At 31.5% G+C, this 22,420-nt stretch carries 18 protein-coding genes, 2 tRNA genes, 3 rRNA genes and 1 pseudogene; 13 read left to right on the top strand and 11 right to left on the bottom strand.

The features are described from left to right. Positions 1-73: 73 nt before the first annotated feature. From ACMFBB_RS02215 to ACMFBB_RS02200, 4 genes are read right to left on the bottom strand one after another with little or no spacing between them, the layout of a single operon-like run. On the bottom strand, positions 74-616 hold the full coding sequence (locus ACMFBB_RS02215; RefSeq protein ID WP_435262834.1) for an NUDIX hydrolase: 543 nt from the start codon (positions 614-616) through the stop codon (positions 74-76). A gap of 36 nt (positions 617-652) precedes the next feature. Next, positions 653-1,741, bottom strand: coding sequence for a M42 family metallopeptidase (locus tag ACMFBB_RS02210; protein ID WP_435262833.1), 1,089 nt, complete (start codon positions 1,739-1,741; stop codon positions 653-655). Between the two features lie 37 nt (positions 1,742-1,778). Next, positions 1,779-2,582: a lysophospholipid acyltransferase family protein gene (locus tag ACMFBB_RS02205; RefSeq protein WP_435262832.1), complete on the bottom strand. Its 804-nt coding sequence runs from the start codon at positions 2,580-2,582 to the stop codon at positions 1,779-1,781. 58 nt (positions 2,583-2,640) lie between these two features. Beyond that, positions 2,641-3,267: an NUDIX hydrolase gene (locus ACMFBB_RS02200; protein WP_435262831.1), complete on the bottom strand. Its 627-nt coding sequence runs from the start codon at positions 3,265-3,267 to the stop codon at positions 2,641-2,643. A gap of 103 nt (positions 3,268-3,370) precedes the next feature. Between ACMFBB_RS02200 and ACMFBB_RS02195 the strand changes: the two genes are divergently transcribed. Beyond that, the gene (locus ACMFBB_RS02195; RefSeq protein ID WP_435262830.1) at positions 3,371-3,667 is read left to right on the top strand and encodes a hypothetical protein; all 297 of its coding nucleotides are present in this window, start codon (positions 3,371-3,373) and stop codon (positions 3,665-3,667) included. Positions 3,668-3,719: 52 nt separating this feature from the next. On the opposite strand, the gene ACMFBB_RS02190 is transcribed toward ACMFBB_RS02195, so the two are convergent. From ACMFBB_RS02190 to fdhD, 3 genes are all read right to left on the bottom strand, one after another. Beyond that, positions 3,720-5,222 (bottom strand): hypothetical protein, encoded by a 1,503-nt coding sequence (locus tag ACMFBB_RS02190; protein ID WP_435262829.1) that lies wholly within the window; start codon positions 5,220-5,222, stop codon positions 3,720-3,722. A 37-nt stretch (positions 5,223-5,259) separates the two neighbouring features. Beyond that, complete coding sequence (locus ACMFBB_RS02185; protein WP_435262828.1) at positions 5,260-5,889, bottom strand: hypothetical protein; 630 nt, start codon at positions 5,887-5,889, stop codon at positions 5,260-5,262. 70 nt (positions 5,890-5,959) lie between these two features. Further along, a complete protein-coding gene (fdhD, locus tag ACMFBB_RS02180) occupies positions 5,960-6,757 on the bottom strand; it encodes a formate dehydrogenase accessory sulfurtransferase FdhD (RefSeq protein WP_435262827.1) in 798 nt (265 codons plus the stop codon). A gap of 119 nt (positions 6,758-6,876) precedes the next feature. Here fdhD and ACMFBB_RS02175 point away from each other — a divergent pair, with 119 nt between their 5' ends. The 10 genes and pseudogenes from ACMFBB_RS02175 (at position 6,877) to ACMFBB_RS02130 (ending at position 17,034) form a co-directional block, all read left to right on the top strand. Beyond that, on the top strand, positions 6,877-7,608 hold the full coding sequence (locus ACMFBB_RS02175) for a DUF4294 domain-containing protein (protein ID WP_435262826.1): 732 nt from the start codon (positions 6,877-6,879) through the stop codon (positions 7,606-7,608). A gap of 656 nt (positions 7,609-8,264) precedes the next feature. Then, positions 8,265-9,783: ribosomal RNA gene (locus tag ACMFBB_RS02170) — 16S ribosomal RNA — on the top strand. Between the two features lie 83 nt (positions 9,784-9,866). Continuing rightward, positions 9,867-9,940 (top strand) — tRNA-Ile (locus ACMFBB_RS02165). A gap of 95 nt (positions 9,941-10,035) precedes the next feature. Continuing rightward, positions 10,036-10,109 (top strand) — tRNA-Ala (locus tag ACMFBB_RS02160). A gap of 161 nt (positions 10,110-10,270) precedes the next feature. Further along, positions 10,271-13,153, top strand: a 23S ribosomal RNA gene (locus ACMFBB_RS02155). Between the two features lie 98 nt (positions 13,154-13,251). Beyond that, positions 13,252-13,360: ribosomal RNA gene (gene rrf / locus ACMFBB_RS02150) — 5S ribosomal RNA — on the top strand. Together the 16S, 23S and 5S rRNA genes with 2 tRNA genes alongside form the textbook arrangement of a ribosomal RNA operon. A gap of 369 nt (positions 13,361-13,729) precedes the next feature. After that, complete coding sequence (locus tag ACMFBB_RS02145) at positions 13,730-14,050, top strand: Hpt domain-containing protein (RefSeq protein WP_435262825.1); 321 nt, start codon at positions 13,730-13,732, stop codon at positions 14,048-14,050. Positions 14,051-14,053: 3 nt separating this feature from the next. Beyond that, a pseudogene (locus tag ACMFBB_RS02140) lies at positions 14,054-14,760 on the top strand (LytR/AlgR family response regulator transcription factor). Positions 14,761-15,258: 498 nt separating this feature from the next. Then, positions 15,259-15,549 carry an STAS domain-containing protein gene (locus ACMFBB_RS02135; RefSeq protein ID WP_435262824.1) on the top strand — a complete coding sequence of 97 codons (291 nt, stop codon included), beginning with the start codon at positions 15,259-15,261 and terminating at the stop codon, positions 15,547-15,549. 1,140 nt (positions 15,550-16,689) lie between these two features. Further along, positions 16,690-17,034: a glycosyltransferase gene (locus ACMFBB_RS02130; protein WP_435262823.1), complete on the top strand. Its 345-nt coding sequence runs from the start codon at positions 16,690-16,692 to the stop codon at positions 17,032-17,034. Positions 17,035-17,252: 218 nt separating this feature from the next. Here the strand turns inward: ACMFBB_RS02130 and ACMFBB_RS02125 are convergent, their stop codons facing one another. From ACMFBB_RS02125 to gcvT, 4 genes are all read right to left on the bottom strand, one after another. Beyond that, positions 17,253-18,983, bottom strand: a complete 1,731-nt coding sequence (locus ACMFBB_RS02125; RefSeq protein WP_435262822.1) for an ATP-binding protein — start codon at positions 18,981-18,983, stop codon at positions 17,253-17,255. Then, positions 18,976-19,518, bottom strand: coding sequence for a heme NO-binding domain-containing protein (locus tag ACMFBB_RS02120; protein ID WP_435262821.1), 543 nt, complete (start codon positions 19,516-19,518; stop codon positions 18,976-18,978). Before ACMFBB_RS02120 ends, ACMFBB_RS02125 begins: the two co-directional genes overlap by 8 nt. Before the next feature lie 59 nt (positions 19,519-19,577). Further along, the gene (locus ACMFBB_RS02115; RefSeq protein WP_435262820.1) at positions 19,578-19,979 is read right to left on the bottom strand and encodes a response regulator; all 402 of its coding nucleotides are present in this window, start codon (positions 19,977-19,979) and stop codon (positions 19,578-19,580) included. 385 nt (positions 19,980-20,364) lie between these two features. Then, entirely contained in the window at positions 20,365-21,447 is a 1,083-nt protein-coding gene (gcvT, locus tag ACMFBB_RS02110; RefSeq protein WP_435262819.1) for a glycine cleavage system aminomethyltransferase GcvT, read from the bottom strand. Positions 21,448-21,603: 156 nt separating this feature from the next. Between gcvT and ACMFBB_RS02105 the strand changes: the two genes are divergently transcribed. Further along, positions 21,604-22,149, top strand: a complete 546-nt coding sequence (locus ACMFBB_RS02105) for a TlpA family protein disulfide reductase (RefSeq protein WP_435262818.1) — start codon at positions 21,604-21,606, stop codon at positions 22,147-22,149. Positions 22,150-22,181: 32 nt separating this feature from the next. Further along, positions 22,182-22,400, top strand: coding sequence for a VF530 family DNA-binding protein (locus tag ACMFBB_RS02100; RefSeq protein WP_435262817.1), 219 nt, complete (start codon positions 22,182-22,184; stop codon positions 22,398-22,400). Positions 22,401-22,420 lie beyond the last annotated feature (20 nt).

Raw genomic sequence — 22,420 nt, 5'->3', positions numbered from 1 at the left:
AATGTTTTTCATAATAAAATAAGAAGGAAGTGTCTTGTTTAAGAAGTTTTTTAAAGAAAAATCTTTAGTGTTTTTATTTTAGTTTTTCTTTTATTTTGTCGTAAACAAAAGAATAATAATCATGATATTGAGGTAGTAGAATATTCTTTAAACTTTTAGTATTTATAATAGTTTTTAAATCAAATAATTTAATTTCATCTACTTCCTCTTCTTGAATTTTTAAATCGTCAAGGGATACTTTTAGTTCAGCGATAAAAATATGATGGTATTCGTTGTCTATTATGCCATTAATATGGTTTATTTGATGTTTTCTTACACCAATTTTATATAATTCGCCAGGACTTATTGTATAATTAATTTCTTCTTGAATCTCCCTGATTGCCCCGGTAATAATATTTTCACCTGCAGCTACATGACCAGCTACTGAAATATCCCATAAACCTGGAAATACTTTTTTAGTTAACGCTCTTTTTTGAAGTAAAATTTTGTAATTCGTAGTGTATAACCAAACATGAATAGTAGGGTGGAAGTATCCATATTTATGCGCTATTGATTTTAAGCAAGTATTACCTGTATAATTACCAAAATCATCAAGAATGTCGATTGTTTCATCCATAAAAAAAGAGTCCCGCAAAAGGCGGGACTTAGTATATTATTTAAAATAAGAGAAATCTTCTCCATCTTCAATTTTTAAGAGACTTTGGTATATCATTTTAATTACGTTTTCAACATCTTCTCTATGAACCATTTCAACAGTTGTATGCATATAACGTAAAGGTAAAGAAATCAAAGCAGAGGCAACTCCACCATTGCTATAAGCAAAAGCATCAGTATCTGTTCCAGTAGCTCTTGATAAGGCTGAACGTTGAAAGGGAATTTTGTTAGCTTCAGCAGTATCAATAATTAAATCGCGTAATTTTTGTTGTACAGCAGGTGCATAAGCAATTACAGGACCTTTACCCAACTCTAAAAGACCTTCTTTTTTCTTGTCAATCATTGGTGTAGTAGTGTCATGCGTTACATCAGTTACAATAGCTACATTAGGTTTTATAGTTTGTGTAATCATTTCGGCACCACGTAACCCTATTTCTTCTTGTACAGAGTTTGTGATATATAATCCGAAAGGAAGTTCCTTTTTGTTCTCTTTTAATAAACGAGCAACTTCAGCAATCATAAATCCCCCCATTCTATTATCCAGAGCCCTACAAACAAACTTATCCTCATTTAGTATATGAAATTCATCTGGGTATGTTATAACACAACCAACATGAACACCTAATTTTTCAACTTCCTCTTTAGTAGAACAACCACAATCAATAAAAATATTATCTGGTTTTGGAGCTTCTTCTTTTGCTTTGTTTCGAGTATGTATAGCAGGCCAACCAAAAACTCCCTTCACAATACCGTTTTTAGTATGGATATTTACTATTTTACTTGGAGCTATTTGATGATCACTTCCACCATTTCTAATAACATAAATAAGTCCGTTATCAGAGATATAATTTACATACCAAGAAATTTCGTCAGCATGACCTTCAATAACTACTTTGTATTTAGCATCTGGATTGATAACTCCAACAGCACTTCCGTAGGTATCAGTTATAAATTCATCTACATAAGGTTTTAAATAGTCCATCCAAATTTTTTGGCTTTCCCATTCATATCCAGTAGGTGCTGCGTTGTTTAAATATTTTTCTAAGAAGTCTATCGACTTTTGATTTAAAATTGATTTCTCAGCCATGTTTTTTATAAAATAATATGTTATTGAAACTGTAAGATTAACTCCAAAACTTACGTTTTTCGTTTAATTCTTCTAGTTCTTTTATTTGTTTAGGAGTCATTACTTTTAAGAAAGAAGGGTGTTGCTCAATAGCATATTCTATTCTTTCAACAATATTCTCAATACTTTCATTTTCGTAATCGATATCCAAAGGTTCTTTAATAACCATAGATTGTAAAACATTACGTTTTTTTATTTGTAGTCCTTTTTTATCAAAAGAACGTCTAAATCCATCAATTACAATAGGAACAACAACAGGTTTGTATGTTTTAATTAAATGTGCTGTTCCCCGTCTAATAGGTTTAAATGCGGTGGTGGTACCTTGTGGAAAAGTAATAACCCATCCATCGTCTAAGGCTTTTTTAATATTTGATATATCAGATAATTTAACTTGTCTGTTAACGTCTTTTCCACCACTGCGCCATGTTCTATCTATGGATACTGAACCTGTGTAAGCAAAAATTTTAGGTAAAATACCAGAGCGCATAGTTTCACCAGCAGCAATGTAGTATACATTTAATTTAGGATTCCATATGTAACCAATGTTTCTAATATTATCAATGCGCCCTTTTAAAGAAGCGTTAAATACATGAAACATAGCTGCAACATCAGCAAAATATGTTTGATGGTTAGAAATGAATAATACATTTTGATTTGGAAGTTGGCGTAAAATTTCAGAACCTTCAATTTGAAGATCATTAAACCTACGATAACGACCATGAGAAATAACTCCTAAGATGCGTATAAGGCATTTTTTTATCCATAATATATGTCCAAATGGATTCCTTTTAAATAAAGGCATATTGTTGCAGGTTTTATTAGTACAAATGCTAAATTACAAAAGAAAAATAATACTGTTACTATTTAATTAAATCTTTAATTTCTGAAAGCATCATAGCAGTTGCTCCCCAAACAATGTAATTGTTTAGTTTAAAGGAAGGTACTTCGGTATTTTTCATGTATGACGTTTCCATTGGTGTGTAAACAATATTAGTATTGTCAAGTAAATCTTGGACCAGTACTTCAATAATTGTAGCAACTTCATTATTAGGGGTGAATACAGGTTTTTGTGTACAAAAGCCAATAAAAGGGGTTACTATAAAATTACTTGGAGGAATATATGTATTTGATAATTGTCTGATAACAGTAATATCCTTATCAGCAACACCAACCTCTTCATAAGTTTCTCTCAAAGCAGTTGCTTCAAGGTTGGAATCTACTTTATCAATTTTTCCACCAGGAAAACTTATTTGTGCTGAATGGGCTCCATTATAACTTGCTCGTTTTGTTAGTAAAAAGTTTGTTTTATTTTGTTTATCAGGATAAAACAACGCTAAAACGGCCGCTTTTTTAGGAGACTTGTGGGCAATCATTTCTTCTGTATATTTCCTCCTTAATTCTGGAGCCAGTTTAAATTGAGAATCTAAACCGCCCAAAGTACTATTTTTAAATCGTTGTATTTGATTAATAAAATCAGAAAAAATCATTTTTTATTTTATTTTTAACAAACATATTGATTTTAATAGGATGAAGTCAATTTTTTGGCTCGAATTTTGTTTTCAAATATCATAACACAACAAATTACAGTAAATGACTAGAACAAGTAAATATAAAAAGTTAGCATTAAGTATAATTTTTGATGCAATAGGATATACTTCTTTTATTATTCCGGGGTTAGGTGAAATCACTGATGTTATTTGGGCACCAATATCAGCTTATTTAATGACTAAACTTTATAAAGGAAATAAAGGAAAAATAGCAGCAGCAGTTTCATTTATTGAAGAAGTAATGCCTGGTTTAGATGTTATCCCCACTTTTACACTTATGTGGCTATATACGTATATGTTTACCTCTTCTGATGAAAAGAAAAAGACAATAGAAATATAATCAAAACCAAGTAATAATTATTAATTTACTAGGTTTTGATTATATATCATACTTATTTTTTCATGCTCAAGAATGAGAAATTGTAGCTAAAACCTAAGTTTATAAATGTTGTGTTTAAACTCCCTCCTTTAGCTTTAACATACCCTAAGGCTCCTCTTAAGTTTAATTTTTCAGTCAATTTATAGTTCACACCTAAACTAGGTTTTACAATTAAACCTTGTCCCGTACTAATTCCACCTCCTCCGGCAGCTCCTCCTAATACCTGAACAAAAATAGAAGTAGTGTTATTAAAGATGTATTTTGACTGATATCCTAAACCAACAATACCTTCAGCATAAGCTCCTGCATCACCAAAATTAGCAAAAGAGGTTTGACCCGCTCCGTAGAAATTTTTATTTAGAAAGAAATTAATTTGTAATGATATTTGATGCATATTTTGATTGATACCAGTATCTCTTTGTGCATTAAAATATAAATCTTGTTTTAATATCGTTTCTAAACCTTTAAATTTTCCTTTTGAAAAAGACATTTTTTGTGAATTTATTCCATCTTTATCGACATAGTATTTTAAACCAAAACCAAGAGTAGAAGAAGAGAAGTGAGAATCTGGGCTCATTAAATATCCTTTATTTACAGTAGCATAAAAATTGTCAAAAAGTTTTTGTTCTATGGAAAGGTCAGGGTAAATTAAAAAACCTCCTTTTGTGTCAACTCCACCACCACCACCACCACCTACACCAAATTTAGCAAGTATGTTAGTTCTGTTTTTGTTCATCGAAAAATGATACCCTCCACCCAAAAGAATATCCATGTATCCAGCTTTTATTCCATGATAAGCACCGTCAGCTTTTACAAAAAAGAAAAATTCATCTGTTAAATATGAATTAAATTCAAATCCAGCTAATCGTATTGTCTTTCCTTTATAGGAACCTTTTGTAACTGATAAGTTGTTTAAATGCATTAGTAAAGACAACCTACTACTTGGGATATTCCATTCTGAATTTTTTAAATTATTAAAAGAAAATTCTTTTTCTTTTTCTTCAAAATTAGTAGTTTGAAAAGATAAAGGTACTTGAATAGCAACATTCAATTGACTGCTTTTTATAGTTCCTTTGTCAAAAAAGTTTACATAACTATAGCCTGTAGAGATTGAAAAACGCTTAAAATCATACCCTAAATTAATATGGGGTAATATAAATGCACCACCACCGTCAGGAGCAGCGGCTCCACCACCACCACCAAAATGAACTCCAGTGTCTAAAAATAATTTATTTACAATATTTTTTTTAATACCTGCATTAATACCTAAAGTAAAAAAACCACCTCTAATACCACCAACAGCTCCATAAAAACCTACACCAGCATAACTCCATTTATTAATTTTTAAGTTGTAATGTAAACCAGTGAAATCCATATTGGATTCATTATTAGGCATTTTTAGTGAAAGAAAATCTAATTGACCATAGCCTATTTCCTTAACTCTGTTTGGTAATTTTTCTTGAGCGTAAAAAAAATGAACACTCAATGTTATACTTAACATAAGTGTTCTTTTCATTATGTATTTAAACATATTAAAATAATTGAATTAACTTTTAATGATGAATTTTCTGTCGTTTATTATTTATATATGATGCTACAAATGCATCTTTAAAACCAATTTTAATCAATTCATTTTTTAGGTATTTAGCTTCATTTAAAGTTGTAAATAAACCAAGAGAATACTTAAAATAACCGTTTTTAGATGATATAATACCTGGTATGAAATTACTTGAAAGGAGTGGGTATTTTTTTGTTTTAAAAACACCTAGTTGAACAGAATATATAGTTTTTCCCTGAGTTTTAGAGTCAACTTCACTAATTGTATCATCTAAATTATCAGTATTTAGTGAATTAATATCTTCTTTTTCTACTTTTTTATAAACGCTTTTCAAGCTATCAATAACACGTTTAGCTTCTTTAGCTTTTATTTCAGTAATATTCACTTTATTACTAGTAATAATACCTTTGTTATTTAATATTCCACTTTTGAATAAATAGATAACACCTAAAGCTAACCCTAAAAACAGACCTAATAGTATATAAATAGTTCTAGACTTTTGTTTGTGGTGTTTGTAAGTTTCTTCAAGTTCACTTAATTTTTTTTCAGATTCTTCCTTTTTAAGTTTTGCATTATCAAAATCTTCCTGCATTAATTGAAACTTCTCCTCTTCTATAAATGGCATACCGTTCTTGTTTTTTAGTTGATTTTCGACCACTAAAATACAAATCTTTTTTTAGTAGTGATTTTTATGATTAGTAATTAATGTATTGGGGGTTAGCGTATATTGTCATTTTCTCATCTCTACTAAAACCTATAAGGCATATTCCAAACTCTTTAGCAAAGTCAACAGCCAATGAAGAACAAGCGGAAACGGCAACTATGATAGGTATTTTTGCGAAAAATGCTTTAGATACTATTTCATATGAAACACGACCACTAACAAGCATTGTTTTGGCTTTATTTAAATTTGTTTCTTTTAATAAGTTTCCAATACATTTGTCAACAGCATTGTGTCTACCAATATCTTCTTTACAAGTTAATAATTTTTGTTTATTATTAAATAAAGCACAAGCATGACTACCTCCAGAAGATTTAAATGTAAATTGTAGCGATGTCATCTGTACAAACATTTGTTGAATTTGGTCAAAGTTTAATGTAAATGATTTTTTTATAGGTTCTCCAGTAACCTTAATATCGTTAATTTCTTTTTTACCACAAATACCACATGAAGATACTGATAATAATGTTCGCTTATTTAAGTATCCTTTACCTAATTTTTCATTTTCAATAGTTACATTTATAATATCATGGTGATTTTCTTTTTTAGCTATGATTTCATAGGATAGAGGTTCTTTATGCCTGTAAATATCTTCTGCATATAAAAGACCAGTAATTAATTCAGTATCATCATAGGGAGTTCGCATTACAACGGTATATGCTTTTCCATTAATATTAATTTGTAAAGGGGCTTCTATAACTAGGTTGTCATCAAGTACCTTTGAAAGATTGTTAGATACTTTTATTGATTGGTATTTGTTTACTTGTGCCATAGAAGACAAAAGTAATTAATAAAAAAAACAAAAATTAGAAATTAGGGTAGGATTAAAATAATTAACTTTATCCCCAGTTTCTATAAAAGTATTAAAACTGATTTATATCATTAACTATAATGAAGAAGATTTTAAGTATTTATATTGTTTTTTTTAGTTCGTTAATAATAGCTCAAGTAAAAGATACGTTACCAAACTTTGTAAATGATTATTATCTCATAAAAGATGGTGATTCATTAATGATTCATCTAAATGAAGTATCAGTTCTCCCAAAGCATAAGTTTAGATCAAAAGTTGATATACATTATTATTATTGGTTTAGGAGAAAAGTGTTTAAGGCATATCCTTATGCTGTTCTAGCTTCAAAACGTATAGATAGTCTTCATATACGTTTGACTAGGGTTTCATCAAAAAGAAAAAAGAGACAATATATAAAGCGTGTTCAGAAATATCTTGAAAAAGAATTAACCACTCGGTTAAAAAAGTTAACACGCACAGAGGGACGAGTACTTTTAAAGTTGATTCATCGACAAACAGGAAAAACAGCTTTTGATAATATCAGGGAATTACGTAGTGGATGGAAAGCTTTTTGGTATAATACTACAGCTAATTTGTTTAAGTTATCCTTAAAGTCAACATACAATCCAGCAATTAATAATGAAGACTATTTAATAGAGGATATTTTACAAAGGGCCTATATAGATGAAGCATTAATTTACCAAGAGGCAAAGTTAAAAATGAACTATGTAGAGATTTTAACCAGTAAAAAAGGAGGGATTAATGTAGAAGAGTATAAGAGGATGTTTGCAAAACAACGTAAGAGAAAAGAACGACGTAATAAAAAGAAGTAGGGCTTACTATATAAAAGTAAGACTACTAATATACTTTAAACCGCCAATGTTTACTAAAAGGCGAAAAGAATCTATAGTATAATATATTGTTGATTAGCTGGTTAAGAAAAACTTCAGAAATAAGTTAAAAAAAGTCATTGCTATGTTAGAAAAGGGTTCTATATTTGCACCCGCAAACGGATAAGCGTATAGTTTAAAAGTGAGCAAAGTTCATTAAAATAGGGTTTAGAATATATTATTAAGGGGTTAAAAAATAAGTTAAAAAAAGCTTGTTTACAACAAATTAAAGTGAGTATATTTGCAGTCCGAATTTTACAGAGCAGTTCATTGATTTAGTCGGGTTTACAAATTAGAAAAAATTTCAAAAAAGTTTTTGTCAGAATAAAAATAGTTTGTAGGTTTGCATCCGCTTAGCGAAAGCGGTAAGAGTTAAGAAATTTTGGAAAGGTTATTAAAAAGCCAGTTAGTTCGATTCTAGCGTTTCTACAAGAGGTTGATTGAGGTTTTGGTTGAGAGATATCAAGTATTAAGATTAACAAAGTTCATTGAAAATATTGAAATTGACAGCGTAATTAAAGAGTAGAATTACCACGATCTAATTAGTTAGATTAAAAAAATTCTTTTGAAACTTATTCATTCATAATATTAAAGATTATACAATGAAGAGTTTGATCCTGGCTCAGGATGAACGCTAGCGGCAGGCTTAACACATGCAAGTCGAGGGGTAACAGGGGAGCTTGCTTCCGCTGACGACCGGCGAACGGGTGCGTAACGCGTATAGAATCTGCCTTGTACAGGAGGATAGCCTTTAGAAATGAAGATTAATACTCCATAATACTGATATGTGGCATCACACTTTAGTTAAACATTTATGGGTACAAGATGACTATGCGTCCTATTAGCTAGATGGTAAGGTAACGGCTTACCATGGCAACGATAGGTAGGGGGTCTGAGAGGATTATCCCCCACACTGGTACTGAGACACGGACCAGACTCCTACGGGAGGCAGCAGTGAGGAATATTGGTCAATGGAGGCAACTCTGAACCAGCCATGCCGCGTGCAGGAAGACTGCCCTATGGGTTGTAAACTGCTTTTATACAGGAAGAAACAGATCTACGTGTAGGTGCCTTGACGGTACTGTAAGAATAAGCACCGGCTAACTCCGTGCCAGCAGCCGCGGTAATACGGAGGGTGCAAGCGTTATCCGGAATCATTGGGTTTAAAGGGTCCGCAGGCGGTCAATTAAGTCAGAGGTGAAATCCCATAGCTTAACTATGGAACTGCCTTTGATACTGGTTGACTTGAGTTATACGGAAGTAGATAGAATGTGTAGTGTAGCGGTGAAATGCATAGATATTACACAGAATACCGATTGCGAAGGCAGTCTACTACGTATATACTGACGCTCATGGACGAAAGCGTGGGGAGCGAACAGGATTAGATACCCTGGTAGTCCACGCCGTAAACGATGGACACTAGTTGTTGGGATTTATCTCAGTGACTAAGCGAAAGTGATAAGTGTCCCACCTGGGGAGTACGATCGCAAGATTGAAACTCAAAGGAATTGACGGGGCCGCACAAGCGGTGGAGCATGTGGTTTAATTCGATGATACGCGAGGAACCTTACCAGGGCTTAAATGTGGTCTGACAGCTTTAGAGATAGAGTTTTCTTCGGACAGATCACAAGGTGCTGCATGGTTGTCGTCAGCTCGTGCCGTGAGGTGTCAGGTTAAGTCCTATAACGAGCGCAACCCCTATCGTTAGTTGCAAACAGGTAAAGCTGTGGACTCTAGCGAGACTGCCGGTGCAAACCGTGAGGAAGGTGGGGATGACGTCAAATCATCACGGCCCTTACGTCCTGGGCTACACACGTGCTACAATGGTATGGACAATGAGCAGCCACTATGCGAATAGGAGCGAATCTATAAACCATATCACAGTTCGGATCGGAGTCTGCAACTCGACTCCGTGAAGCTGGAATCGCTAGTAATCGGATATCAGCCATGATCCGGTGAATACGTTCCCGGGCCTTGTACACACCGCCCGTCAAGCCATGGAAGCTGGGGGTGCCTGAAGTCGGTTACCGCAAGGAACTGCCTAGGGTAAAACTGGTAACTAGGGCTAAGTCGTAACAAGGTAGCCGTACCGGAAGGTGCGGCTGGAACACCTCCTTTCTAGAGAAAGATGGTGAGTTACAAAAGAGGTATATTTTGCTCTTTGCTGTTAATTTTATAATACACTAATATATAGCTATTCTAGTCTCGTAGCTCAGCTGGTTAGAGCGCTACACTGATAATGTAGAGGTCGGCAGTTCGAGTCTGCCCGGGACTACAAAAAAGAAGAGGGTTATTTATTAGGAAGGAAATTCTGGAAGTTAGAGAATTCAACATTCATAATTGAGGATTCAAGTTCTGAATTTCAAAAATGGGGGATTAGCTCAGCTGGCTAGAGCGCTTGCCTTGCACGCAAGAGGTCATCGGTTCGACTCCGATATTCTCCACAATCAGATATAAGTCTGAAAACGTTCATTGACATATTGGTAAAAATGATATCGTAAAGAATCAAGATAGAGAAGTTAGATTACGATCTAACAACAATATTTTTATAAAAATAAAGAATTATAAAGAGCTCGTTGTAGTAGAGATACTACAGCAAAAAGTACAATAAGCTAAATAAGGGCGTATGGCGGATGCCTAGGCTTTCAGAGGCGATGAAGGACGCGATAAGCTGCGATAAGTTACGGGGAGTGGCACACACATTATGATCCGTAAATTTCCGAATGGGGCAACCCGGCATGTTGAAGACATGTCACCTATTTATAGGAGCAAACCCGGAGAACTGAAACATCTAAGTACCCGGAGGAAGAGAAAACAATAGTGATTCCGTTAGTAGCGGCGAGCGAACGCGGATTAGCCCAAACCAATGCTGTTACGGCAGTATTGGGGTTGTAGGGCTGCGACATTAGAATCTAAGTGAACTAGAATCGTTTGGAAAGACGAACCAAAGAGAGTGATAGTCTCGTATAGGTAAGCGAAGAAGATATAGCAGTACCCTGAGTAGTGCGGGACACGAGTAATCCTGTATGAATCTACCGGGACCATCCGGTAAGGCTAAATACTCCTGAAAGACCGATAGTGAACTAGTACCGTGAGGGAAAGGTGAAAAGAACCCTAAGTAAGGGAGTGAAATAGAACCTGAAACCGTACGCCTACAAGCGGTCGGAGCACATTTACTGTGTGACGGCGTGCCTTTTGCATAATGAGCCTACGAGTTACTGTTGCTAGCAAGGTTAAGGATTTAAGGTCCGGAGCCGAAGCGAAAGCGAGTCTGAATAGGGCGACCATAGTTAGTAGTAGTAGACGCGAAACCGAGTGATCTACCCATGGGCAGGTTGAAGCTGTGGTAACACACAGTGGAGGAACCGAACCAGTTGACGTTGAAAAGTCTTTGGATGACCTGTGGGTAGGGGTGAAAGGCCAATCAAACTCGGAAATAGCTCGTACTCCCCGAAATGCATTTAGGTGCAGCGTTGAGCAAAAGTTTTATAGAGGTAGAGCTACTGATTGGATGCGGGGGCTTCACCGCCTACCAATTCCTGACAAACTCCGAATGCTATAAAATGTTACTCAGCAGTGAGGGCATGGGTGCTAAGGTCCATGTCCGAGAGGGAAAGAACCCAGACCATCAGCTAAGGTCCCCAAATATATGTTAAGTTGAAAAAACGAGGTGAAACTGCTTAGACAGCTAGGATGTTGGCTTGGAAGCAGCCATTCATTTAAAGAGTGCGTAACAGCTCACTAGTCGAGCGGTTTTGCATGGATAATAATCGGGCATAAACATATTACCGAAGCTATGGATTTTATACTAGATATAAAGTGGTAGGGGAGCATTCTATTTGCGCAGAAGGTGTACTGTAAGGTATGCTGGAGCGGATAGAAAAGAAAATGTAGGCATAAGTAACGATAAAGGGGGCGAGAAACCCCCTCACCGAAAGACTAAGGTTTCCTCAGCGATGCTAATCAGCTGAGGGTTAGTCGGGACCTAAGGCGAATCCGAAGGGAGTAGTCGATGGCCAACAGGTTAATATTCCTGTACTTCTTATAATTGCGATGGGGTGACGGAGTAATGAAAGCACCGCGAACTGACGGAATAGTTCGTTGAAACATGTAGGTATTAGACTTTTAGGTAAATCCGCTAGTCTAGCTGAAGTGTGATAGTACAACAAGTCTTCGGATGCGTTGATAGTGTGCCTAAGGGCTTCCAAGAAAAACCTCTAAGCTTCAGATTATGAGAACCCGTACCGTAAACCGACACAGGTAGTTGGGATGAGAATTCTAAGGTGCTCGAGAGATTCATGGCTAAGGAACTAGGCAAAATAGACCTGTAACTTCGGGAGAAAGGTCGCCAGCAGCAATGCTGGCCGCAGTGAAAAGATCCAGGCGACTGTTTATCAAAAACACAGGGCTTTGCTAAATTGAAAGATGATGTATAAGGCCTGACACCTGCCCGGTGCTGGAAGGTTAAGTGGAGGGTTTAGCTTCGGCGAAGATCTAAAATGAAGCCCCAGTAAACGGCGGCCGTAACTATAACGGTCCTAAGGTAGCGAAATTCCTTGTCGGGTAAGTTCCGACCTGCACGAATGGTGCAACGATCTGGATACTGTCTCAGCCATGAGCTCGGTGAAATTGTAGTATCGGTGAAGATGCCGATTACCCGCAGCGGGACGAAAAGACCCCGTGAACCTTTACTATAGCTTCGTATTGACTTTGGATAAGTAATGTGTAGGATAGGTGGGAGATAATGAAGCGGCGTCGCTAGGCGTTGTGGAATCATCCTTGAAATACCACCCTTTGCTTATCTAGAGCCTAACTCAGTGATGAGAACAGTGCGTGGTGGGTAGTTTGACTGGGGTGGTCGCCTCCAAAAGAGTAACGGAGGCTTCTAAAGGTTCCCTCAGCACGCTTGGTAACCGTGCGTAGAGTGCAATGGCATAAGGGAGCTTGACTGAGAGACATACAGGTCGATCAGGTACGAAAGTAGAGCATAGTGATCCGGTGGTTCCGCATGGAAGGGCCATCGCTCAAAGGATAAAAGGTACTCCGGGGATAACAGGCTGATCTCCCCCAAGAGCTCACATCGACGGGGGGGTTTGGCACCTCGATGTCGGCTCGTCACATCCTGGGGCTGGAGAAGGTCCCAAGGGTTGGGCTGTTCGCCCATTAAAGTGGCACGCGAGCTGGGTTCAGAACGTCGTGAGACAGTTCGGTCTCTATCTGCTGTGGGCGTTAGAAATTTGAGTGGATTTGACTTTAGTACGAGAGGACCGAGTTGAACTGACCTCTAGTGTACCTGTTGTCACGCCAGTGGCACTGCAGGGTAGCTACGTCGGGAAGGGATAAGCGCTGAAAGCATATAAGCGCGAAACCCACCACAAGATGAGATTTCTTTAAAGGGTCGTGGGAGATTACCACGTTGATAGGCTATAGGTGTAAGTGCAGTAATGTATGTAGCCAAGTAGTACTAATAACCCATAGGCTTATGTACGTATCCCGACCTTCGGGTCGGGACAAACTCTTTGAAACTTTACAATATTATATTTATCAATATGTTAACTTATACAGTTGAAATATACTGAAACAATTTAAGGTGATTATTGCAATGGGGCTCACCTCTTACCATTCCGAACAGAGAAGTTAAGCCCATTAGCGCCGATGGTACTGCCACAGGTGGGAGAGTAGGTCGTTGCCTTTCTTTAACCGTTCTTTAGTAAAATAAAGAACGGTTTTTTTTTGCCCTTTACTTTTATCTAAATGTACTACACTTAACAAAATACTTACTTATAAGTTAGATCCTGTAATAAATGACAATAATGCTATTAGAACATAGCAAATCTGATTTATAATAGCTATCATTATGACGCTATATGTAGTGATTTAAGGTGTTATCTTCATAAAGCACTACTATTTGTAGTATTTAACTTTTTCAATTGTTTAAAACAATGGAAATAATTTTTTCTGATTGAGATTTTTTTATGAATTCAAAATTCATTTATTAAATTTTTAAATTCTTTTTTGAAATATTATATTTTTTAAGCTATATTTATAATAATTTAATATAATAATGAGAAAATTGCCAAACCTATTTAAATTTGATGAAATATCTGATGGTGATAATGACTTCAAACAAGTAATGGTATCAATTTTAAAAAAAGAATTTCCTATTGAAAAGCAATCTTTTTTTGACGCGTTTGAATCTGAAAAATATAAAGAATGTGCGGAAGTTGTACATAAATTAAAACATAAAATACACCTATTGGGTTTAGAAGAAGGTTATATTTTATCTGCGAATTTTGAGAATCAACTCGTTAATAATTCTTTTGAATTATATGAGGATTTCGTTATTATATTAGAAACAATTGAAAATTTCCTAAAAAATATATAAATGATTAATTCAATAATAATAGATGATGATGAGTTAGCTAGAGTTATTATTTCAAAATATTGTTCTAGATTAGATCATGTATCTGTATTAAAGTCTTTCGATAATGCTTTAGATGCTTTAGATTTTATTAATAAAAACAAAGTTGATTTAGTATTTTTAGATATACATATGCCCGATTTAACAGGTTTTGAATTTATTGATAGCCTAAACAATCCTCCAAATATTATTTTAACTACTTCAGATGTTAATTTTGCTTTAAATGCTTTTGAATATAAATGTATAGTTGATTACTTAGTAAAACCAATTAAATTACCTAGATTTATAAAAGCAGTTTCAAAAATTGAATTAAATAAAAATGTAGCTATAGACCAAAAAGAATCTAAAGCTGATGAAAGTACTAATGAATTATATGTTAATATAGACAGAAGATTGGTTAAAATTCTTATTTCTGATATTTATTTAATTGAAGCCAAAGGTGATTATATAAATATAAAAACAGACTCTAAAAACCATATCGTACATACTACAATGAAAAAGATTGAAGATAAACTTCCAGAAGACTTTTTTTAAAAATTCATAGATCCTATATCATAAATTTAAAGCAAATTATAGATATAGAAGATAATAGTGTTTTAATCAAGAAAGAAGTGATTCCTGTTAGTAGATCAAATAGACCTGAATTGATGAAAAGACTCAATTTATTAAATTAAGTAATTCTTATAAATTATTTATTGTAAACTTGATCTAAGAATTTTCAATGTTATAATTAATAAATTGATATTATTTTATATATTTTATTTTAGCTTATCAATAAAATTTTACTTATAATTTTATTGATAAGCTAAAATAATTTTGTTTTATAGGTTGTTTTAGTTGTTTAAATGTAAAATGATTATTTATTGCATTATTATTTTAAGTAGTAATTTAATTTTTTAGTTGTTTGTTATTAAAAACAGTATTTTTTTATTTGATAAATATTTTTGTAGATTTTTATTTTACTTGTATCTAAGTTTTCATGTGTAATTAATAATATAATGTATAATTAATAATATAATGTATAATTAATATTGATTTAATTTTAAAATCTTAAGCTTATGTTCAAATACCTTTTATTAATCTATTGTATACTGCATTCTGTCGAAACTAATTGAAATATGAAAGTAAAAATTAGAACTTTGACTATGTTTAATTTTTAGAAATAATTAATTATGTTACAAATAAATTATATTAAAGGAAAATATGAATTGGAAGGAAATTTAGTTTTAGAAAATTCAAGAAGCTTAAAATCGTATTTGGAGACGTTACTAAATTATAATTCTAAAGTTATTTTAAGTTTAAGAAATATTAAAGCAATTGATAATTCAAGTATAGAAGTTTTATTTGAATTATGTAAAAAAGCATCACAAAACAATAAAGTTTTAAAAGTTTTTGGAAAAGCAAATAAAAATATAACCAAAACATTAAACAATTCTAAATTAAAAGAGTTCATAAAAAATTAAAATTTCTAATTGGTATTTTATGCTAAAAAATTTAAAAATCATTTCTTTAGAAATTCTGAAGATATTATATTTTTTTTTAAACAAGTGTAGACTACTAACTTACCTATAGATATTATGATAATAGATAAAATAAGTACGTTTTGTCTATAATTTTTTACTTCTTATTCTAAACATGATACGCTAACTTGAACTGTAAGTTAAAATTTAAATAGATTTTGTTCTATTTTTTACTATTAATACAAACTCTTGGCTCTTTCTTCAATTATGCTTAATGAATGTTAATTTAGAAAGTTCGCGTCTAATACTTCAGAAGTCTGTAATAAAAATAGTTGTAATTTTTAGTGTATAATACTTATTATAAGCTGTTTACTTTTTAGTTAGTTGTGGATATAATTTAGTAATAAATATATCGTTTATGGTTTGTTAATTTTTATGATAGTAAATCCATAAAATTTATAGGGAGGATTATATTTTTTACAGCCTTTTTTATTTTGTGATTAGTTAATGTTTTACAACTGTAATTAACCAAAAATTCATTTTAATTAAGATTACTTATTTTTTTAATTGTTTCAATAATTTAAAGAGTTACTAAATCTAGATTTATGTAACCATACATTTTAATCTATATTCAATCTCAACATGTTTCGTAAAATTACTTTTAAATGAAGCATACTAATATTTGTTTTTTACAATAGCCATTTTAACTATTTATACACTGTTTTTTTTGTTTTTCATACATAATCATATGTATTCTTTTTTATATCGTTAAAAAGAGTCTCTATATTGATATTTTTGGGGTAATAATAAATGTTTTAAAATTTTATTTATACCTCTTTATATTTTAGTAATTCATCCGTGATGAATGAGAGTTGATGGTTTATTTGGTCATTGAATAATTTTTCATTTGTATTAAAAGATAGTTTAGCTATTATTCATTATTTTTTTTAGAAATCATAAACCATTTGTTATTCTTTTAGTTAATTCAATTTAATAACAATGTAATAAAGTTAATTAATACGCAGTGTAAACTAATCTATAGATTTTTGTTTCTCATCGATACTAAAAACTGTACTAAACGATTAAATTCAATAAACACTTAATCTTGCGCCTATTTTTAGTGGGTATTAAAAACAGAAATTAATGAAGATAGGCATTATTATTCCATGTTATAATGAAGAAAAGGGGGTAAAAATTAAAGCGTTTAAAAAGTGTTTAAAAAAATATAATGACGTTCATCTTTGTTTTGTTAATGATGGAAGTAAGGATAATACTTTAGATATCTTATATAAATTAAAAGATGAATTTAAAAAAAAGGTAACCGTTATAAATATGAAAAAGAATCAAGGTAAAGATAAAGCTATTAAAGCTGGTGCTCGTTTTTTTTATAGTATTTCTTCAGTAGAAAACGTAGGTTGTTTAGATGCTAAATTTACCATTGGTTATGAGAATTTTGGAAATTTATTAAAGAGTTTAAAGAAAATTTAAATTAAAATATTAATTATTAGTTTTTATTGAGCGTTCATGATCGTCGATAGTTATCAGCATCTCATCGACATATAAAACAGTGTTCAACGATTTAAATAGGCTATTGGTTATCAGTTTATTTATATTTGCTTATGTAGATTATAATACAAGAAAAATATTAAATTAGTAGATTGTTTGTAACCCGAAATTATTAAAACCTTATTAAACAGTAATCAGTATTAATGAGGTTTTTTTAATTCGAAAAAAAAGGAACTTCCTTTCGCTAGTTCACTTTCTAACCATATTTTACCATTATACAATTCGATTATCTTTTTAACAATTGAAAGACCTATTCCTGTTGATTCATCATTTGGTTCTTCTAAAGTTTCAAATACTTCAAATATTTTTGAGTGATATTTTTTATCTATACCTATACCATTATCTCTTATTGAGAAAAGATATTTATTGTTTAGTTCCTCAAAATTGATAGTAATAATGCCTTTTTTCTTGTCATTATATTTAATAGCATTACTTATTAAGTTCTGAAATAATTGTTGAAGACGAAATTTATCACCATAAATTGTAGGTAACGTGTTTTTAATTTGAATACTAATATGTTCAGGAACAAAAATAGTTTCAACTATATCAGTAACTGTTTTTTGAAGATCAACCTTTTGGTTTGTTTTATCAATCTTATCAATACTAGAATATTTTAGTATACCGTTAATAAGATGATCCATTTTGTCAATCTTTTTTAATAATGAATTAAAATTGACGGTAGTTTCTTCATCAAATATATTTTCATTGTCTTCCTGTATCCAAGAAATTAATGCAGACATACTTCTTAAAGGAGATTTTAAGTCATGAGAGACAACGTGAGCAAAGTTTTTTAATTCTTCGTTGTTTTTCTCTAATTTGATGAGCAAAACATCTTTTTCTTTTTGCGTTTTTTTCTCATTAATCAGACTAATAGCACTATTAAATTGTGCTGAAGCCAAACTAGCAATGTTATGAAATACTTCTACATGGTCATTATTAAAGTAGTTTTTTTTACTATGCTCAGAGTCAATTATGCCAATTACTTTATTATCAGCAATAATAGGTACGGTTAATTCTGAAAATCGAAAATAATCATCAACTTGATACAAATCATTATTTGAAGTATCATTAACTAAAGAATATACACCAGTTTCAACTACCTTGCCTATTATTCCCTTTCCAAAAGGGATTTTCATTTGAGGCTTTTGAGATATATCAACCTTTGGATTATTTGTATAAGCAGCAATCTCTTTTATAGTTTTAGATGCATAATCTATTGAAAAAACAAGACAATCTTCTAACCCTAAATGATTAGCTGTATTTTTAGCTATTTCCCAGCCAATTTCATTTAAATCTCTCTTTCCTAAAATAGATACAGAAAGGCTGTTTAAAGCATTTAACATCTTTGTTTTTTTATCTATTTCAGATATATCTTCAATCAACGAAATATGATATTTTACTTTATCTTTACTATCTTTAACAGCACTAACATTTGTATTACAGGTAACATAACTTCCATCTTTTTTCTTATATCTTTTTTTGATTAAAAACTTATCAATTTTACTTTCTTCAAGCAATTTTAGTTGTTTTTTAGCCTGTAATCTATCATCAGGATGAGATAGTTTATATATATCAATATCTTCTAATTCCTTGTCTGAATAGCCTAATAAGTTGGCAAACGCTTTGTTATATTTTATTAAATTATTTTTTTGGGATAGAACAATACCAAGAGAAGAATTATCAACAATTAATTTCAATTGTGCAGTTTGATCATTTAATAAGGCTTCTGTTTTTTTATTGGAAGCTGTTAGTTTTTGGTTTGCTTCAAATAACTCCAAGGATTTTTTTTCAAGAATTTCTTCAGCTTTTTTTCTAGCTTTTCTTTCTCTAAGTAATGCCCGCTCAAATATTTTTATCTTTTCATCAGACATTTGATACTAGTGTAAATAAAACTTTAGTTCCATTAGGGTTTAGCAATTCTTTTTTTATGCTTACATCCTCATTATAATGTTCTAAGGTACGTTCCATTAAACCTTGTGCAAAAGAAGACATAGCCCTCTCTGATTGATATTCAACAACTAATTTTGTAACAGATTCTTCGTGTATGATGAAATTAGGAAGTTCAGCATCAGGATAAATTTTTCTTACATGAACATGTATGTGCTTTTCTATTCCAGAAATAAGGTTAAAACCAGTTTTGTAATGTTTAAAAATATTAGGGTAGCCGTTTTTTAGGGTGTCAAAAAAATATAAGCCATAATTGTAAATTAAGGTAGAAGTATCAATTTTTGTTTCTTTACTTAGGTTAGTTATTAAACTTACCATTTCACCAAAATCATAAGTTCCTACAGAAGTGTATACACCTTCAGATTTTAGGTTAGATTTTGTAATTATATTGTCGGTAGTTTCTAATCCGAATTTTTGTTCGACCATTTCTAAAAATTCGGTAAATACAATTCCTTTCATTTATTTTTCATAATGGGGGATTAAAAAAATAAAACTAATGATGAAATATACTGAAAAAATTATAAAGTGACTAATTCGTTCATAGACCAATAGTCAATTATTTTATCAATTTGATTCACATAATCTTCATAACGTAATGGTTTTACAACATATCCAGCTATCCCTATTTTGTATGCGCTTATCATATCATGATGATTGTTTGATGTTGTAAATACCACAGTAGGTATAAATTTTAAATTTTCATCTGATTTTAAGATAGATAAGAACTCAAATCCATTCATTTTTGGCATATTTAAATCTAATAGAATTAAATTTGGTAAGCTTTCTTTACATTTTTGTAGTGCTTCTTCTCCATTACTAGCCTTAGAAACTGTGTGATTTAAACTTAATTTTTTTAAGGCTCGATCAAATTTTAGTTTCTCTATTTCATCATCTTCAACAAGTAATATATTTAAATTCATATTTTTTTATGTAGGTAGGTTTGTATATAGCAAATATATTTTTTTTATGATAATTGTTTCTTTTTAAAAGATAGCAGCATTTTATCTGTCGATGAATGGAATATATGTGTAGTTAAACGGTTTTTATGTGTCAATTTTTAAGAAAAAGTAAACGTTTTATATCGTGTAATAAATATAGAAAAACATAATGAGCTTGAAAAACCATAAACATGTTTTAATTTAATGAATTAGTTTGGTATTTACAAGTTATACGAATGAAAAGAAAAAACAGGTAAAAGCTTTTTAATAAATTAATTTATAGCAGTTAATTATATTAGGAAAAGAAAAGAATAGATATAAACTAGAAGCGGTTCAAAATTATTTAAACCGCTTCTAGTTTTATCAATTATCCTTTGTAAAAAGGTAGTTTAACTACTTTGGCTGCAATTTGTTTTTTACGAATTTGAATAAAAATTTCGCTATCTACTTTTGAATTTTCGATAGTTACATAACCTAAACCTATCCCTTTACCTAAAGAAGGACTCATAGTACCAGAGGTAACATTACCAATTTTCTCACCTTTTGAATTTATAATATCATAGCCTTGACGAGGAATCCCTTTTTCAGTTATTTCAAAAGCAACTAATTTGCGAGTTACTCCTTCAGATTTTTGTTGTTTTAAAGCTTCAGCATTTACAAAATCTTTAGTAAACTTGGTAATCCAGCCTAAACCAGCTTCAAGTGGAGAAGTAGTATCATCAATATCGTTTCCATATAAGCAGTAGCCCATTTCTAAACGTAATGTATCACGTGCAGCTAAGCCTATAGGTTTAATACCCCAATCAGCCCCAGCTTCAAAAACTTTTTTCCATACAGCTTCAACATCTTTATTTTTAACATAAATTTCAAAACCTCCTGAGCCTGTATAACCAGTTGCAGATACTATTACGTTAGGTAAACCTGCAAAATCAGTAATTGTAAAAGTGTAAAATTTAATAGTTGATAAATCTACGGAAGTTAATGATTGCATTGCTTCGGCAGCTTTTGGCCCTTGGATTGCTAATAAAGACCAGTCATCAGAACGATCTTCCATGTCAACACCTAAATCGTTATGTTGAGAAATCCAATTCCAGTCTTTTTCAATATTTGATGCATTAACAACTAACATATACTCATTTTCTTCAATCATGTATATGATTAAATCATCAACTATACCGCCATCAGCATTTGGCATACAGCTATACTGGGCTTTTCCAGGTACTAATTTAGCGGCATCATTAGATGCTATTTTTTGAATTAAAGCCAAAGCATTTTCTCCTTTTAAAAAGAACTCTCCCATATGGCTAACATCAAATACACCAACACCGTTTCTTACAGTTTCGTGTTCAATGTTCACACCTTCATATTGTACAGGCATATTATACCCAGCAAAAGGAACTAATTTTGCTCCTAAACTTTCATGAATGTGAGTTAATGCAGTATTTTTCATTTTTTATGACTTGTTTGTTTATAATTATGCTAAAGTATGTAAAAAAAGGTAAACAAAAACGGAGAAATTGTTTAATATTTAAAGCTTTTTTTAAGCTGTTTAATGTTTGGTAACAGTACTAAATAGTTCTATTTTTGAGCTATTAAAATCAAACAAATGAGAATTACTAAAAAATTAATATACAATCTTCTTTTTATAATTATTATTGGTTTAGTGCTTTATCCACCAACAAAGACTTTTTTTATTAGATTATTATCTTTTTCTCCTTCAATTATTAAAAGTGAAAAAAGAGTTGTTTTAGAAAACTATGATTGGTCATTAAAAGGTTTAAACACCAATGATATTTATTTTAATAGCTTTAAAGGTAAAGTAGTTTTTATAAATTTTTGGGCAACATGGTGTCCGCCTTGTGTTGCTGAAATTCCAAGTATTCAAAACTTATACAATGATTATAAAGATAAAATAGTTTTTTTATTTATTAGTAATGAAAAGTGGGAGGTTATAAATGCTTTTTATAGTGAGAATAATTATGATTTACCTACTTACAATTCAGTAAATAATTTACCAAAAATGTTTCAAGTAAACTCAATACCTACTTCATTTGTAATCAATAAGAAAGGAGAAGTTGTTGTAAATAAAAATGGAGCTGCTGATTGGAACAGTTCTAAGTTTAGATCATTGCTAAATGAATTAATTAAATAGAAATTGTATTTTTGATTTTATTGTAAATAAGTATGAGTCAAGAGCAACCAAATAATCCATTACATGGAATAAAATTAGCCACAATTTTAGAAGAGTTATTTTTAGAATATGGCTGGGAAGAGCTAGGAGAAATTTTAAAAATAAATTGTTTTAGAAATAATCCTACCTATAAATCCAGTTTAAAGTTTTTAAGAAAAACTCCATGGGCAAGAGATAAAGTAGAAAAATTGTATTTAGAAATGATAAGTTAATGTTTATGATATCTAAAAAA

It is taken from the genome of Tenacibaculum sp. nBUS_03 (assembly GCF_051201695.1).
In the GTDB taxonomy this organism is placed as follows: Bacteria; Bacteroidota; Bacteroidia; order Flavobacteriales; family Flavobacteriaceae; genus Polaribacter.
The sequence above is the reverse complement of the archived record's forward strand: the minus strand, read 5'-3'. Positions and strand labels throughout refer to the sequence as shown.